This is a genomic window from Neptunomonas marina (assembly GCF_004005935.1).
Taxonomy (GTDB): domain Bacteria; phylum Pseudomonadota; class Gammaproteobacteria; order Pseudomonadales; family Balneatricaceae; genus Neptunomonas; species Neptunomonas marina.
On the sequence record NZ_SACQ01000003.1, the window covers coordinates 252,076 to 267,093 of the forward strand.

The following is a 15,018-nucleotide window of genomic DNA, read 5'->3' on the forward strand; positions in this document are numbered from 1 at the left end:
CGTTAACGTCATTTAAGCACAGCCCCGAGGTGCTCGGGATTGATAATATTGTGAGATTACTGGACTATCTTGCGATATAATAGTGGTATTCCCTAATACAAAGGTCTAACGATATGAGCCAACCATCTAAGTGGCCACTCCCGCCCGAGAGCTCTCGTTTTGTTGTGCCACGCAAAATCATTGACCAATTACGTCATCATCCGATCAGCCAAGACCTATATCCCATGGGCTTCGGATACTACAAAAGTGCTAGAAACCACACTATGTTGCGGCGCACACATGATGACTACCTATTGATCTATTGCTTAGATGGTGCCGGTAAGTTAACCGTCGAAAAGAGTGAATATCACATTCAAGCAGGTGACTTAATTCTGCTGCCGCGCGGCAAAAGCCACGCTTATCACGCCGACCATTCACAACCTTGGACAATCTATTGGATTCACTTCGCAGGCCCAAGAGCCGACGACTTTATTGACTATATTGCTAACAGCGCAGGCCCGGGAGACAACACATCCTCCTATGTCACACCACTGGGCATGCACTCAAGACTGGTTGGCGAGTTTGAGGCATTGCTGGGCAGCCGACAAACCAGCTACGACCTCAATGGCTTCATTCATGCCTCAAGCTTGTTAAGGCAGTTGTTAACGCTCATCGCAGAGATCAGGCCGCTTGCCCGTCAACAAGAGGCGGCAAACTCTCTGGATTTAGAGCGTATTCATAGCTTGATGCAAGCACGCGTTCATGAGCAGCTCGATCTAGATACGCTGGCAGCCGCAGCAAACCTGTCAAAGTTTCACTTTGTAACCAAGTACAAAGAGCTGACCGGCACGACGCCGATCAACCACTTTATTCACCTAAAAATAGAGAAAGCCTGCTATCTGTTGGATGCAACCAATAACGCGATTGGCGAGGTCAGCTTTGCGGTTGGTTACGACGATGCTTACTATTTTTCGCGTATTTTCAAAAAGGTGATGGGTATCTCGCCCACCCAATATCGCCGAATGCGTACCGGGGCTGTCTCTTACAAGGCGGAGTAATACGTCATTGTTTCTCTAGGCGCCCGATATGGATCAAGCTGATGAGTTTGATAAGTGGCTTGATGATGAGCTGGGCACTCCCCACGATAAACAACCACGTGCCGCTCTCTTGCAGAGCATTGTTGAGAAAAAAGAAACTGCCGATTAGAAACCACACTGCGATGACGAAGTCGTTGAGGGCGCCTAACACCTCGTAACGGCGCTGAATGATGATCTGGCGATTGCCAATGTCAATATCGAGTTCTGGATCGTTGCCTGACACATCACCTCCTAAAGATTGAAATGTCTTTAAAACCTAACAAACGACGGATATCTCTGCAAACCCGTTATCGCCCCCCTTTATCTGGCCAACGCCAAGGCGGCGCATCGAACATACCTTGCCCCACCACTTCCGTTTGGCTGAGCTGCTTATCTAGTGTGATGCCGTTACACAGCGGCGATTGATTGAGCGCACTGATCAAACGCGGCGCATGGGATACCACCCAAACTTGGGTACGCTCCGCAAGCGATATAATCAGCCGCGCCAACGATGGCAAGAGGTCAGGATGCAAACTGGTTTCGGGCTCATTAAGTACCATCAACGAGGGTGGCCTTGGTGTTAACAGCGCAGCAACTAGCAAGAGGTAGCGCAAGGTACCATCCGAAAGCTCCATCCCTGTAAGTGGGCGTAATAAACCGTGTTGCTGAAAAGCTAATGAGAAGCGACCATCCTCTTGGGCATCAATATGCAGACGCGCTCCCGGAAATGCATCACTCACCGCTTTATCCAGTGCCTGCGCATCGCCGATTTCACGAATGGTTTGAATCGCTGCCGCCAGATCATGCCCATCGTGGCTGAGAACAGATGTACGTGTTCCTAGTTGCGGTTTTCGCGCAGGTGCGTCAAGGTCAGTCCGGAAGTGATCATAGAAACGCCAACCGCGAATAATCTCACGCATCTGCAGCACCTCTGGTGCGTTCACAGGATCTGCTATTTCATCAAACATGCTAGAGAAGCTGTTTAAATGACTGGATACCGTGCGCCACGTTCGGCGGTCACGCACTTTAACATGGGGCCCTTCTCGATCAACTAAAGCACCGGCTGGACGGTACACTTCACCATTCCAGATCGCTTCGCGTTTCACCTCTGGATCCAGCGAAAAAAGCGACTGGCTAGGAATCGGCAAGCCAAGGGATATGGCATAGCCAAAGCTATCGGTCGCAAAGCCGAGTTTTAAGCGTTTCGTATTCTGCAACGGGCCGCCCCGCACTGGCACGGCACCCTCTTTCATACGTTTAGAGATCACCTCTGGGCCAGCCCAATACGTTGATGCCAGCCCACCCTCTTTGGCAAGCGCATTTACAACGCCACCTTGCGCCGTTTCGGCAAGTAACCTCAACGCACGATAGAGGTTGGATTTCCCAGATCCATTTGCTCCGGTTACTACGTTGAGCGCCCCGAGCGACAACTCTAACGAGAGTATCGAGCGATAGTTATTGATCGCTAGCGCGGTAATCATCGCGGGAACGCCAACAGGGTTTTAGCTAACTTATGAGCTTTATCCGGGTCCTCTTGCATAAAGCAGTGGCCACCCTCAATTTGCGTAACACGAATATTGGGGTTTGCACGCTCAGCTTTAGCCACGCCTTTGGGGACAAATGGAAAGGTGTCCGTTGCGTGTACAATCTGTGTGTGCGCCGGCAACTTGCCAATTGCACTCCACAGTCCTTTAGGTGAGCTAGAGAAGATACGTGCTTCCAACCATGGAGGGCAGCGCAACTCCCACGTACCGGCACTCCCGGGGCGCACGGCATGATCGATATAGCAGTTCAACGCATCATCCTGCCACGTCTTAAATACACCTCTCCCTTTGAGGCTACGATGTACCTCCTGCCGTGAAGCCCAGCTATTGCGGCGCTGCAAGGCTTTCTTAGCGTGAGGAATGTGATGACTCAGCCCAAGTATATTCGCCAGCCTAACAGCAGCGATGGTAGATTTTGGAAACACCACGGGGTCAAGCAGTACAAGTTGATCAAAAATACCGGGCTGCTGTGCATTGATGAGTGTGATGCAGATACCACCGAAACTATGCCCCATCGCAATCACAGGGGTGTCTTTCGCCCATGATGCACGGTGCGCCTGCAACGCTTCACACGCTTGCGCCGCCATCTTGTTCCAGCTCGGTGGTTGTTTTGGGTTTGGTGCGTCACTGTCGCCGTGTCCTGCCACCGCGCCTAAAAAGAGATCATACTGGTCTTGGAATTTCTCAAGAAAAGGCCAATACGTCAGGCTGGACAACCCATTTCCGTGCAGAAAAAAGATCACCGGACGCCCGTTATTGCCACAATGAGGCGTCATCCACCCTCTGAGTTCACCTGTTTCAATCGCATGACTCCACTGGGTCAACTGTTCTGTAATCGCTTGCATTGGTTCTCCTTCCCTCTACAACATGCTAGCTATGCGCCTAACTCAATACATCTAACCAGATGGGTACGCTGAACAAGGATAAAACGGTTGAGAATACCACCAACTGGGAGGTCTCTTTCTCGAAGACTTGGTACTTCATAGCCACCACATGGGCCAACGCACCCGTAGGCAATGCGGTTAACAGTACCATAGTCATCTGCCATATCGGGTCGTTTACGCCCACCAAGAGACAAGCTAGCAGCGTTAGCAAAGGATGTATGATGAGTTTTATCAAAATCAACCATATCGCCTCACCTATGCGCAGCGCCGTGCGCTTAAACTGCAAGCTGGCTCCTAAACAGAACAGTGCCACAGGCACCGCTGAAGGGGCGATAAGAGCAAGGCTATCTAACGCCACTTGTGGCAGTGTCCACTGTTGATATGATACGCTCAGCCCTGCAACCGTTGCGAGAAAGATAGGGTTTCTGAGCATAGCGCGGTCGATCACCTGCCAAACCGCCAACAGGTTTAAGCCAGACTGCCGTGTTGCCTCGATCAGCAGTTGCGCGCCGCCGATCAGCAAAATATTACCGGCAAGGATAATACTCACCGTTGCGCCGTAAGCCGCATCCCCAAGCACTGCAAACGAGAGCGGAATACCCATATACGCATAGTTGGCGAAAATGCTGTTCAGACCCCGTAAAATCAGCCCCTCGCGCTCCATTTGGCCACGTAACATAAGCGGTAGCAATGCGACCGCGGCTGTCAAAGCTGCACCTAATACAAACGCAATCCAAGCGGCTGGATTAAACAAACTAGCGAGTGATTGCTGGCTAGCCGCCTGAAAAAGCAGTGCCGGAACAGCAATAAAATAGACGTACTGGTTGATACCGGGCAAAAACTGGCTATCAAAAACGCGCTGCTTAGCGATATACCCCACAGCGATCACGACAAACAGCGGCAGCACCGCAAGTAAGCTATCTGGCATGATTCTCTACCACTTATCACTCGGTGGTGTGTAGCTCTCGATCATCGCTAATAGCTGTGCCGGATCATCACTAATCTGCGCCATCTCGCCGTACTCGGGGCGCATAAAGCCTTGGCTGATCATCGTATCGATAAATGTGAACAACCCATCGTAGTAGCGATTCACATTGAGAAAACAGCATGGTTTGTGATGGTAGCCAAGCTGTGCCCAAGTCCACGCTTCGAAGATCTCCTCCATCGTACCCACGCCACCAGGCATGGCGATAAATGCATCGGCAAGCTGAGCCATTTTTGCCTTGCGCTCATGCATATCTGCAACGATATGTAGCTCACTCAGATGAGGGTGTTGAATCTCTTTCTCCGTCAAGGCGATAGGCATAACACCCACCACATCACCACCGGCAGCCAGAGCGCTATCAGCAACCTGCCCCATTAAACCGGTGCGCCCACCGCCATATACTAATACGTGGCCCTGCTCTGCGAGGAAGCGCCCAAGCTGGTCCGCAGCTTCACGGTAAAGGTTATTTTTGCCAGGGCTCGAGCCACAAAATACTGCTATTTTCATCACTTATTCACGCCAATATGAGAAGATCATCGAGCCTAGCAAACATCGGTAGATGTGAGCTAGGTACAGTTTCGACAATCTTTTCGGGGTCTCTATGAAAAAACTCACCGCTGGTTCACTACTCATCTCTGCTGCACTCACACTCTCTGGCTGCTCTGACACGGAGGTAGGCGAAGTGAGTTTGGGCGTGTTCACCACTAAAGATATCAAGCTCGAGATCGTGCAAGACCCAGACATATCAGGCGTGAGTTGCCATATCGCCCATGTCGAAGCAAACCTAGACTTCGCTGATCCCTCTGATATGTCCATTGCTTGCCGACAAACCGGGCCAATCACCAAAGCGATGATCGACCAGATTGATCGCGGCAAAGGCGGTGAAGTGATCTTTAAAGCATCAAAAAGTATTCTCTTTAAGTCACTCAAGGTGCGCCGAATCTTTGATGCGAAAAACAAAACGCTCATCTACGTGAGCTACTCCACCAAAGAGGTTAACGGTAGCCATAAGCACTCATTGTCTACGGTGCCGTTATGGGGTAACCCAGTGTGGCAACAACTAGATGAGCAAAGCCCTAACAGCTAAAACGCATGAGCTAACACATCAACCAGTTCACGCGCGCCGGTAGAGAGTGGGTAGCGCCTGCGCGTGAGGATACCAACGCGCCGGTTGACGATCGGCGCCTCCAACGGGCGGCAGAGTGCGCCAAGCTCCTCCATCTGCCGTAAGCAGAGGGAAGGCACGACACTCACCCCCAAACCGGTCGCAACCATACGTCCAATCGTCGCAAGCTGATGGGTTTCATACTGTGGGTTTAAGGTCATCCCTTGCGACTCTAATTTGTTTTCTACCAACAGGCGCACACTCGATGGCCGCTGCAAGATAATAAAATCATCCTCTAGCAAATCTGGCCAGCGCACCACTGATTGCGCACTTAAGGGATGGTTCGTTGGGATCACTGCAATAAATCGATCATCAAACAGCGGATGAAAGTTCAGATCACCTGCATCGTCAGGGTCAAAGGTCACTCCCACCTCGACTCGCCCGGTGCGCACCATATCAACGACATCTTCGGCGATAACATCGTGGACCATCACGTTAATTGCAGGAAAGCGCTCCCGAAAGATTTTCAGTGCCGCAGGCAACTGATTCGACGCAAACGACGGCATACTGGCAATCGCGATTTTTCCACGAAAGAGCGAAAAGCGGTTGTGCATCTCCTCGTATGCTTCATCTAAGTCAGCCAGAAGGCGCTGCGCCGTCGGATAGAAGGCCTCTCCTTCGGGTGTTAGCGCTAATGTGCGTGTCGTACGCGCCAACAGCTGCCCACCCAAGGCGTCCTCTAAGTTTTTAATTGCAACGCTAAGCGCCGGTTGAGAGAGGTGCAGCTGGTCGCAGGCTTCAGTGAAGCTGCGTGTTTTCGCAACGGCTACAAATGCTCGCAGTTGTTTAACGGTTATATTCATTAAAAAAATTTATTATTTGTTTGAATAATTTCATTGGATAAATATAAACCGTTGTATAAAACTACTCAAACAACATCACAGCCCAAATTTAGAGCGCTCTGAAATTTTTGGCTGATAACAACAAACAACAAGCAGCTTGACATGGAGGATATCAATGTCCGGTTTCGATAAGGTAGTAGGTAGCTACGAAGAAGCTATGGCGGGTCTCGAAGATGGTATGACCGTCATCGCAGGTGGATTTGGTTTGTGCGGCATTCCAGAAAACCTGATCGCTGAAATCAAGCGCAAAGGCACTAAGGAGCTTACCATCGTTTCCAACAACTGTGGCGTTGATGGCTTCGGTCTTGGTGTCTTGCTGGAAGATCGCCAAGTCAAAAAGATGATCTCCTCTTACGTCGGTGAAAACGCGCTGTTCGAGAAACAACTATTAGCAGGTGAACTTGAAGTTGAACTGACGCCTCAAGGCACCCTAGCGGAGAAGATGCGTGCCGGTGGTGCTGGCATCCCTGCATTCTACACAGCAACAGGCTACGGCACGCTGGTAGGTGAAGGTAAAGACGTACGCGAATTTGATGGCCGCAAGTACATTCTTGAAGAGTCGATCAAAGGTGATTTCGCAATCGTTAAGGGCTGGAAAGCGGACCGCTTCGGTAATGTTATCTATCGCCACACGGCACAGAACTTCAACCCAATGGCTGCTACGGCTGGCAAGATCACAGTTGTCGAAGTCGAAGAGATTGTTGAGCCGGGCGAACTTGATCCAACCCAGATTCACACGCCGGGTATCTACGTTGACCGCCTCATCCAAGGCAACTTCGAAAAACGCATCGAACAACGCACTGTGCGCCAAGCTTAAGGGAGGAGACAAACAATGGCACTTTCTCGCGAACAGATGGCAATGCGCGTAGCGCGTGAGCTACAAGACGGTTACTACGTAAACTTGGGCATTGGTATCCCAACACTGGTTGCAAACTATGTCCCTGAGGGCATGGATGTCATGCTGCAATCAGAGAATGGCTTGCTCGGTATGGGCCAGTTCCCAACCGAAGAAGAAGTTGACGCCGACATGATCAACGCTGGTAAACAGACCGTAACAACGGTAACAGGCGCGTCAATTTTTTCATCTGCAGAGTCTTTCGCCATGATCCGTGGCGGTCATGTTGACTTAACAGTACTGGGAGCTTTCGAGGTCGATATCGAGGGCAACATCGCATCCTACATGATCCCTGGAAAACTCATCAAAGGGATGGGCGGCGCGATGGACCTGGTGGCTGGTGCAGACAATATTATTGTACTGATGACCCATGCCTCTAAGCATGGCGACTCTAAGCTGCTAGAAAAATGCACATTGCCACTCACAGGCGCTGGATGCATTAAAAAGGTACTGACTGACCTAGCTTATTTAGAGATTGAAGATGGTGCGTTTGTTCTAAAAGAACGCGCACCTGGAGTGTCCGTTGAAGAGATCGTCGAGAAAACAGCTGGTAAATTAATTGTGCCAGATGAAGTTCCCGAAATGGTCTTTTAAACACTTGTAGCGCATTGCCCGGACATTGTCCGGGCTTTTTTTTGCCTGTTATATCGGGATGGTTTTAACCTCGCTAATTAACCACTCCCCATTAACATTTAACAAACGAAACTCTTTACGAGTCTTATCCGCATAGTTGCTCGCTTGATAGGACTGCACAAAGGTGGCCGTTGCGGTATTTGGATTAACGAGTTGTACACTCAGCTCACCGATACCAACCTGAATATTCTTAGCTCGGTTGATACGTTTAGCGCGCTCTTTACGCCATTTTTTGTTGGTCGCGTAACGGCGCGAAGAGTAGTCACTAACGTAGCTGCTGTAGTAACGTTCAAGATCTTTGGTTGACCACGCTCGCGCCCATGCCTGAACTTGCTCACTAATAGCTTGACTGTAGTCATCTGCACTGGCGGTAATCGCTTCTTGGCTCACCGTGTCCTGAGCAACTTGTGCAGCTTTTTTAACGTCAGTTACCGCTGCCATCTCTTTTTCAACAGCTTTATCTTCAGAGATATTCAAGTCATCAAGTAACGCTAGTACCTCATTGCTGGCCTCTTTTGCCGCCACCTTCTGCTGTGCTGTCACACCTGAATTTTCATCTTCTGGGTAGACGATTCGCTGCTGAACAGCCTCGTTTTCGCTGGATGCTAGCTGCGCTTCGGAAGCGCTTGATTCAAGCGTTTTTTCATTAGACTCAAATTGATCAGCGCCGGACTTGTCTAATTCTTGCAAAAAGCTCTGCGTCGAAGCTAACAACGCCTGAGTTTTCTCTGCCGCTTCGCTATCGGCTTGACGCTCAACCTGATCACCCTTACCGGCAATATTAGGTTGTTCTGCCAACACTGAAGGTTTTACCTGAGCTATCTGATCGCTACCACCAAGGTAGCTCATAGGCACGACGCGTGCGTTGTTTTCAAGTTTGAGAGCCTTGAGATAGGCACCTGATGTCATCGCTGCAGAGAGGCTATTTATGTTTTCATAAACTTTGTGGTACCCCGGATGCGTTTCTAGCGCTTTGACCAGCATATCCATCGAGCGTTCGTACTTACCCAGCCGAGATAAGGCGATAGCTAAGTTGTTATGTGCCTCGTAGCTATCAGAGTATTGATTCGCAGCAGCCGTCAAAACACGCTCGGCCTCTTCATACTTCTGCAACTCAATCAGCAATTGCCCTTTCAACAGCCTTGAATCGAGATCACTCATCAGTTGGCGCTGCGTCGCTGTTTCTAGAAGCTGCAGCGCATCTTCGATATTACCTGAGCGCGAGTGTTTTAGAATTCTCGTCGTCCACTTGGCTTTATCGGCAGCATCGTAAGTCACCTCCTCTGGCGCTCCAGATCTCACCACACTCACGCCGACTAAAACACTGCCTATCACGGCCGCTGCGATACCCCATTTCACGAACCGCACCGAGTTCTCGGACTGCATAACTCTCACCCTTTAAAGAACCAAAAAACAAATAACCGAACCGATAAAACTTACTTTTGCAGCATATATGTGTCGTATTCCAAATCATTGAATACTTTATTAAGCCACAACAAACCCACGATAGTGGGTACAGAAACACCTAGCACAAACCCGTACCCATAGAATGCCGGCCCGAGTTTGATAGATAACATCGAAAAAAACAAATTAACGACAAAAAACAACCCTGTAAGCGCATTAGCAACCCAACGCTTATCAAGGTAAAACAGCACATTAAGAATACTCAGGAAGATGACCTGTACTGCCACTCCCACTAAATCCACATTGAGCAATGCGCGGTACTCTAAATCGATACCTAACATTTCTAACAGCACACCACCCCAAATCAGCAGGGCAATCACGGTAATGCCTTGGATCTTAAAGATCTCGTAGATACCGCGTCGAACCGCAGCGATCATCTCATTTTTGATCGCTAAGATTTCACTCAACGTCGCATTCCCCAGCACCGCTTGGTAGTACTTGCTATGCTGCTCAGCAAAGTCTGTTTCGATACGCACTAAGAACACAGCCATTCCGGGAATGATCGATAAGTAAGCTAGGAAAATCGGGATGTCGTAGATCAAACTCGCCCGAAACAGGCCAACCACATGTTCTGATGTAGCCTGCGAGAACCAAAATACGAACTTGTCTGACCAAACGCCTAAATTGTAGAGCGTGCCGCACAAAAACAAGCTATAAAACGCTTTCTCTTTATCCAGAAAACGAAAGGATACTAGGTTACCCGATGCAGGATACTTACGGATGACAATGGCGAGGAAGGCAAAAAACAGAAATGCATGGCAGAAGAAGAACGCCGTAATCAACCCTTCTAACTGAAAACCATTTAATAGCGCAGAAAGAATCACAAGCAAGGTATAGCCGGCTAACATCACAGCTAAAACTAGCTTATATTCTTTCAACCCGGACAGGAAAATAACCATCATCCAAAGGTTACAGAGCGCGACAAACGACCCTGCTAAAAGGAGATTGTAGAACAGAGTATTTTCCGGAAATAACGGAATGGCAGCAAAACCCAACACGCCGGATACGAGCGTTACAATCGTAACCGCACCGAGAACATTAGGCAGCACCTCTTTATCTGCTTTTAAAAATAATAGATCAGACACAAACCGGGTCAGCATGAGCTGCAAACCACCGGTCAGAATCAGCGAGCCGGCCATTAGGTAGGTTACCGATACCAAAAACTGGATCAGCATCTGCTGGGAGACCATGACTCCGATGCTGATTAGGCCAACCACGACCATCGCTAAGATAGATAAAACCCAAGGCCCAGAGCCGATAAGCCCAGCATACCCATATGCTTCGAAGACCGAGAGAAGCGAGTTCTTTTTGAGGATTTTCTTAATCTCAAACCCTATTCCGGCCATGCCATCACCTCGCTATATAGCTGCTTATAGCTCTCGTACATCATCTTTTCATCGTAGATGGCTTTGACGCGCGCCAACCCTGCATGCTGCATGGCATGCCACTTATCTTGATCATTTAATAGCTCAACGATGGCGTCGGCGGTTTTTTGCGGCGATGCGATCGGCACAACCGTTCCAGCCTGACCGAGCTGTTGATCTGCGTCGGTCATACCCTCGGCAATTTCACGGCACGAACCCACATCAGTCGCCACAAACGGTACGCCCGCAGCCATACCCTCCAATAGCACCAAAGGCTGCGCTTCCGAGATCGATGTTAAGACCATCACGCCCAGCTGAGGCAGTATCTCGGCAACATTTTGCATCCCCATAAAGGTCACTTTGTCGGCAAGGCCTAGGGTATCCACCAACTGGCGACACTCTTCGTAGTAGCCCGGATCTTCGTCATACGGACCGATGATTAATCCTTTAATCTGTGGATCTGTGCCGCAGGCGTGACGTAGCGCACGGATAAAGGTCTTAATATCTTTGATCGAAACCACACGCCCAACGAGACCCGCCACCTTAGGAATCTCTTTACCACGGCTGGCCAGCGCATCGCTGTAGCGTTCGATATTGATACCGTTTGGAACAACCAGCGTTTTTTGTGCATCGGCGCCATCCTTTAGCTGGCGGCGCTGATTACCTGCATAGAGCGCTGTAATTTTGGCGGCAGCGTGATATCCGCTCAGGCCAAGCTGTTCAAAAAAGCGTATCCACATCCTGCGGATATAACCCATATTGACAGCGAGCCCTTCCTCAACCAGTTGATCATCCCCTGCTATCCAGTTTGCTTGGGCAAGATCAATTTTACGCTCTTTCGTGTAAATACCGTGCTCGCTAATAAGTAACGGCGTACCATGAAGCGCATTAGCGCCCGCACCCAAGAAACCTGCGTAGCCCGTTGATATCGAATGATACAAACGCGCTTTTGGTAAACTTCTGGCGATGATTGCTGATTTCAACAATGGCAAATAAAGGTTGCGATAGGCCCAGAAAAAGTCGGTAAATGGGAAGTCTGGGCAATAGGTTCGATAGCTCTTAACTAAAGCGCGCCAACCCTCTTTCGAATGCATAAAGTCCTGCACAGGGATACCACTATCGTCACCCAACAAAGAGAACATCTCTCGAAGCAACTCAGTGGGCACCGCTTCCTGAGTATCATGAAAGTAAGTTTCAAAACGCTTCCACTTGTCATACGCCGAAGCGTTACCTTTTGAGGCCCGCGCTTTCGTGTAAGACTCATCCATAATGTAGTGGGTATCGAGCCCCACCACATTGTCAGGTAACTCATACTTCTGCTCACCATAAAATTCGGGATCACCGCCCACAAAGACTAAGTGGAATGTGAGGTGTGGCATACCTTGGATGATCTGATGCACCCAACTGGAAACGCCACCACGTACATACGGATAGGTACCTTCCAGCAGCAAAACAACATCAGCACTCATGACCAGTACTCCTTAACCGCTCGTAGTGCCAAATTTTGTTGCACTTGTGGGATATCCTTTAAGTATTGCTTCACTTCGTTATAACGCTTCTGCTTAAAGGCTGCTTCCGCAAGATAGGGCAACACTTGCTGTTTGGCGCTGTTGCTATCGAATGCGAATAAAAGATGCTCGCGTGCTGCCCCAGGATCATCAAGGGCAAGATAAGCACGCCCAAGCAGCAGACGAGTGGCTAAGTTATCAGCAATTGAGATCGCCTCCTCACCGTAGCGGACTGATTCGGCCAGCACGAAGCGCTTCAACTCTCCCTCAGTGATACCAAGATAGCCTAGCTCCCAATAGCACTCGGCCAACTTACGCAGAATACGGGCTTTTCTATCGACACCCGTCTTTTGACCCAACAAAAGATTGAGATAATAGATATTGGCATTGATACGTGACTCTTTCTGGTCAAGTAACGAATACGCTAACAAACGTACGTCATCCTCTAAGTCATTGAGGACCAAGCGTAAGATTGGAATCGCGTCTTTATCCTTCATATGGCGCGTGGACAACACTGCGGCTTGGCGCTTGTCCGAGCTATCTGCGTGTTTTAATACGGCGCGTAATCCGCCATGCGAATAGAGCGGTGCAACCTCTTCCTGAGGCGTATGGGGCAGGTCTGGCACTTCGAACTGCCGAGTATTAACAGCCTTTTGATCTTCAGGAAAATAGAGGCTAAACAGCAGAATAATACCCGTAAACAACATGCCCAAGACCGGCAAGAACAGGTTAAGAGACAATAGCAAAGCAAACCCTTTAGCTCCGCCCAATTGGTAAGAGCTTGGTAAGTTACGCCAAACCACAAGCGCGACGACAAGTGCAGTCGTTAAGTAAGCCAACAGCCCAACCGCGATCATGCGACTCTCTCTTCAGGAGCTGCTTGGTTAACCATGCTCGCAAGGGTATGGGTTGCCAACGGAAAGCTAAGTGGAGCCTCGATTGAAACACCCACTTCATCCAGAGTTTTCCCAAGCCGCTCAGTACTCCAGCGCTCCAAACGATGTAAAAATGCGCGCGCATCGCTCTCTTCTGTCAGAGGCATCAGCACCAACCACGTCTGCTCATCCTGCTGAAAGTACAGATCGAGTCCACGACGGGTTGATGAAACATATTGGTAGAGCAACCGAACTTCTTTATCGGCCGTTTGCGAAGACACCTTGATCAATTGGCAACTGACGCCATGCTGTTCTGCATCAATCTGGGCTCGCTCAATACAGCGCATAAAGTATGCTCTATCGGCCGCGACCAGTAAGGGGTTTTCGTAGGACTCGCGCAACGAATCGCCGATGTGACCGGCCATCACCGCTAGTAGTGTTAAGTTTTGATCGGTAAGCGAGAAAAACTGTACTTGTTCAACAAGTACAATTGCGTGCAATGTACCAGCGGCATCACAAACAGGCACCGCCAACTGATAGTGCTCTTTATCGGGGTTCGTCGACTGATCAACCGCAATAACATGCCCAGTTTCTAGCGCTTGAGCCATCACTTGATCTCCGCGGATCAGCGCTGAGAAACGACCGACAGAGGCCACAGGTTCTGCATCTACGTTCCCGTTATTGACGCCAAAAAGCCCGGCAGTTTGGAAGCCGCCATACTCGACGAAGAGATCCAATACCTGACTCGCACACCCCTCTAGACTCGGTTTTTGCTCTGCAAAAATATTACGGATCGATTGCATTGACTCACGCAAGCTTAAAGCATGGCCCGCCATCGCTTGTTCCATGCGATGGTGACTGGTTTGCAACAGATGATAGTTAGCAGCAAAAGAGCGTAAACGGCCTTGGGAGTAGGCATAGCTCTTTTCGAGTTGCTCAATCCTGCGCGCCCAGGCATCGCGAAACTCGCCTGCCACCAAGACAGCCAATACATAAGCAGCGATCGCTTCAAAGGGGTATGGATCGATATAAATGGCCACACCGCTGATCAAGGCCCAGAGCTGAAACAAAATCACACCCAAAACGCTGCAAAGCGCTAAACCGAAACCATAGCGCAACGCCACCAGCAACGGGCCAATGATGGGCCAGAAAAAGTGTGTTTCCAGTAACAGCGGATCACTCGGGAACAACAGCCATGGCAGTACAACTGCCATCAGCGTTAACCCGAGGGCTTCCTGCCAACCCGATAAACTGATTGTACGCCAGACGCTTCTAATCACTCTGTTTCCATCTCAATATCAGATAGGATTTTTGCCATAACCTTTTGTGCCGTGCCCGATAAGCTCTCACGGTCCCAACCACTGCGAGCGCCAGTTGCACTCCAAACAACTTGGTCATCGCTAGTGCGATGCAGATTAACAGTCAAGCCAACCGTCGGCTCGCCGCTCAAACCCGACTTATAGCGCCACTCCGAAACCGAACCACTCAAGTAGTAACTTGCTGACTGTTGGGCTAACCAGCCACGAACACGTTCATAGCGCTTCTGATCATCCAAATCTGGCAGGCCATCATTCGCCGCAGTACCACGAGGGTAAACTGTCAACGCAGTGTTGCCTTGCTGAATCCAGAGACTGCGCAGGATATCTTCGGCTTTCTCACCGGCGAGTGGTGTTGTCGAATGATTCACTAGTGGCATCAACACAACTGCATCGTTCTCAGACAGCGCAAAAGACTGGCCACTGTAGTGGCTTGAGCATCCTGCCAATGCGGTCACTGCGAGTAGAGCAAGAGCACACTTTTTCAT

At 49.8% G+C, this 15,018-nt stretch carries 16 protein-coding genes; 4 read left to right on the forward strand and 12 right to left on the reverse strand.

Annotation, left to right across the window (positions count from 1 at the left end; all coding sequences use genetic code 11):
• Positions 1–113 precede the first annotated feature (113 nt).
• Complete coding sequence (locus EOE65_RS08770) at positions 114–1,037, forward strand: AraC family transcriptional regulator (protein WP_127693934.1); 924 nt, start codon at positions 114–116, stop codon at positions 1,035–1,037.
• 4 nt (positions 1,038–1,041) lie between these two features.
• Here EOE65_RS08770 and EOE65_RS08775 read toward each other — a convergent pair whose 3' ends face one another.
• The 5 genes from EOE65_RS08775 to EOE65_RS08795 all read right to left on the reverse strand — a co-directional run bounded on the left by EOE65_RS08775 (position 1,042) and on the right by EOE65_RS08795 (position 4,975).
• Positions 1,042–1,299 carry a YrhK family protein gene (locus EOE65_RS08775; protein ID WP_127693935.1) on the reverse strand — a complete coding sequence of 86 codons (258 nt, stop codon included), beginning with the start codon at positions 1,297–1,299 and terminating at the stop codon, positions 1,042–1,044.
• A 64-nt stretch (positions 1,300–1,363) separates the two neighbouring features.
• The gene (locus tag EOE65_RS08780; RefSeq protein ID WP_127693936.1) at positions 1,364–2,536 is read right to left on the reverse strand and encodes an AAA family ATPase; all 1,173 of its coding nucleotides are present in this window, start codon (positions 2,534–2,536) and stop codon (positions 1,364–1,366) included.
• A complete protein-coding gene (locus EOE65_RS08785; RefSeq protein WP_127693937.1) occupies positions 2,533–3,444 on the reverse strand; it encodes an alpha/beta fold hydrolase in 912 nt (303 codons plus the stop codon). Before EOE65_RS08785 ends, EOE65_RS08780 begins: the two co-directional genes overlap by 4 nt.
• Before the next feature lie 37 nt (positions 3,445–3,481).
• Complete coding sequence (locus EOE65_RS08790) at positions 3,482–4,411, reverse strand: AEC family transporter (RefSeq protein ID WP_127693938.1); 930 nt, start codon at positions 4,409–4,411, stop codon at positions 3,482–3,484.
• A gap of 6 nt (positions 4,412–4,417) precedes the next feature.
• Complete coding sequence (locus EOE65_RS08795; RefSeq protein WP_127694044.1) at positions 4,418–4,975, reverse strand: LOG family protein; 558 nt, start codon at positions 4,973–4,975, stop codon at positions 4,418–4,420.
• A 94-nt stretch (positions 4,976–5,069) separates the two neighbouring features.
• Between EOE65_RS08795 and EOE65_RS08800 the strand changes: the two genes are divergently transcribed.
• On the forward strand, positions 5,070–5,555 hold the full coding sequence (locus EOE65_RS08800) for a CreA family protein (protein WP_127693939.1): 486 nt from the start codon (positions 5,070–5,072) through the stop codon (positions 5,553–5,555).
• On the opposite strand, the gene EOE65_RS08805 is transcribed toward EOE65_RS08800, so the two are convergent.
• Positions 5,552–6,436, reverse strand: a complete 885-nt coding sequence (locus tag EOE65_RS08805) for a LysR family transcriptional regulator (RefSeq protein WP_206052641.1) — start codon at positions 6,434–6,436, stop codon at positions 5,552–5,554. The two genes, EOE65_RS08800 and EOE65_RS08805, sit on opposite strands and share 4 nt — an antisense overlap.
• A gap of 154 nt (positions 6,437–6,590) precedes the next feature.
• Between EOE65_RS08805 and EOE65_RS08810 the strand changes: the two genes are divergently transcribed.
• Both EOE65_RS08810 and EOE65_RS08815 read left to right on the forward strand, forming a co-directional pair.
• A complete protein-coding gene (locus EOE65_RS08810) occupies positions 6,591–7,292 on the forward strand; it encodes a CoA transferase subunit A (RefSeq protein WP_127693940.1) in 702 nt (233 codons plus the stop codon).
• A 15-nt stretch (positions 7,293–7,307) separates the two neighbouring features.
• Positions 7,308–7,964 (forward strand): CoA transferase subunit B, encoded by a 657-nt coding sequence (locus tag EOE65_RS08815; protein ID WP_127693941.1) that lies wholly within the window; start codon positions 7,308–7,310, stop codon positions 7,962–7,964.
• A 48-nt stretch (positions 7,965–8,012) separates the two neighbouring features.
• Here EOE65_RS08815 and EOE65_RS08820 read toward each other — a convergent pair whose 3' ends face one another.
• From EOE65_RS08820 to EOE65_RS08845, 6 genes are read right to left on the reverse strand one after another with little or no spacing between them, the layout of a single operon-like run.
• Positions 8,013–9,389, reverse strand: a complete 1,377-nt coding sequence (locus tag EOE65_RS08820; RefSeq protein ID WP_127693942.1) for a L,D-transpeptidase Cds6 family protein — start codon at positions 9,387–9,389, stop codon at positions 8,013–8,015.
• A 50-nt stretch (positions 9,390–9,439) separates the two neighbouring features.
• A complete protein-coding gene (gene pelG, locus EOE65_RS08825; RefSeq protein WP_127693943.1) occupies positions 9,440–10,813 on the reverse strand; it encodes an exopolysaccharide Pel transporter PelG in 1,374 nt (457 codons plus the stop codon).
• The gene (gene pelF, locus EOE65_RS08830; protein ID WP_127693944.1) at positions 10,801–12,300 is read right to left on the reverse strand and encodes a GT4 family glycosyltransferase PelF; all 1,500 of its coding nucleotides are present in this window, start codon (positions 12,298–12,300) and stop codon (positions 10,801–10,803) included. The genes pelG and pelF overlap by 13 nt, the downstream gene beginning before the upstream one ends.
• A complete protein-coding gene (locus EOE65_RS08835; protein WP_127693945.1) occupies positions 12,297–13,196 on the reverse strand; it encodes a tetratricopeptide repeat protein in 900 nt (299 codons plus the stop codon). The genes pelF and EOE65_RS08835 overlap by 4 nt, the downstream gene beginning before the upstream one ends.
• Positions 13,193–14,494: a PelD GGDEF domain-containing protein gene (locus EOE65_RS08840; protein WP_127693946.1), complete on the reverse strand. Its 1,302-nt coding sequence runs from the start codon at positions 14,492–14,494 to the stop codon at positions 13,193–13,195. Before EOE65_RS08840 ends, EOE65_RS08835 begins: the two co-directional genes overlap by 4 nt.
• Entirely contained in the window at positions 14,491–15,018 is a 528-nt protein-coding gene (locus tag EOE65_RS08845; RefSeq protein WP_127693947.1) for a protein PelC, read from the reverse strand. Before EOE65_RS08845 ends, EOE65_RS08840 begins: the two co-directional genes overlap by 4 nt.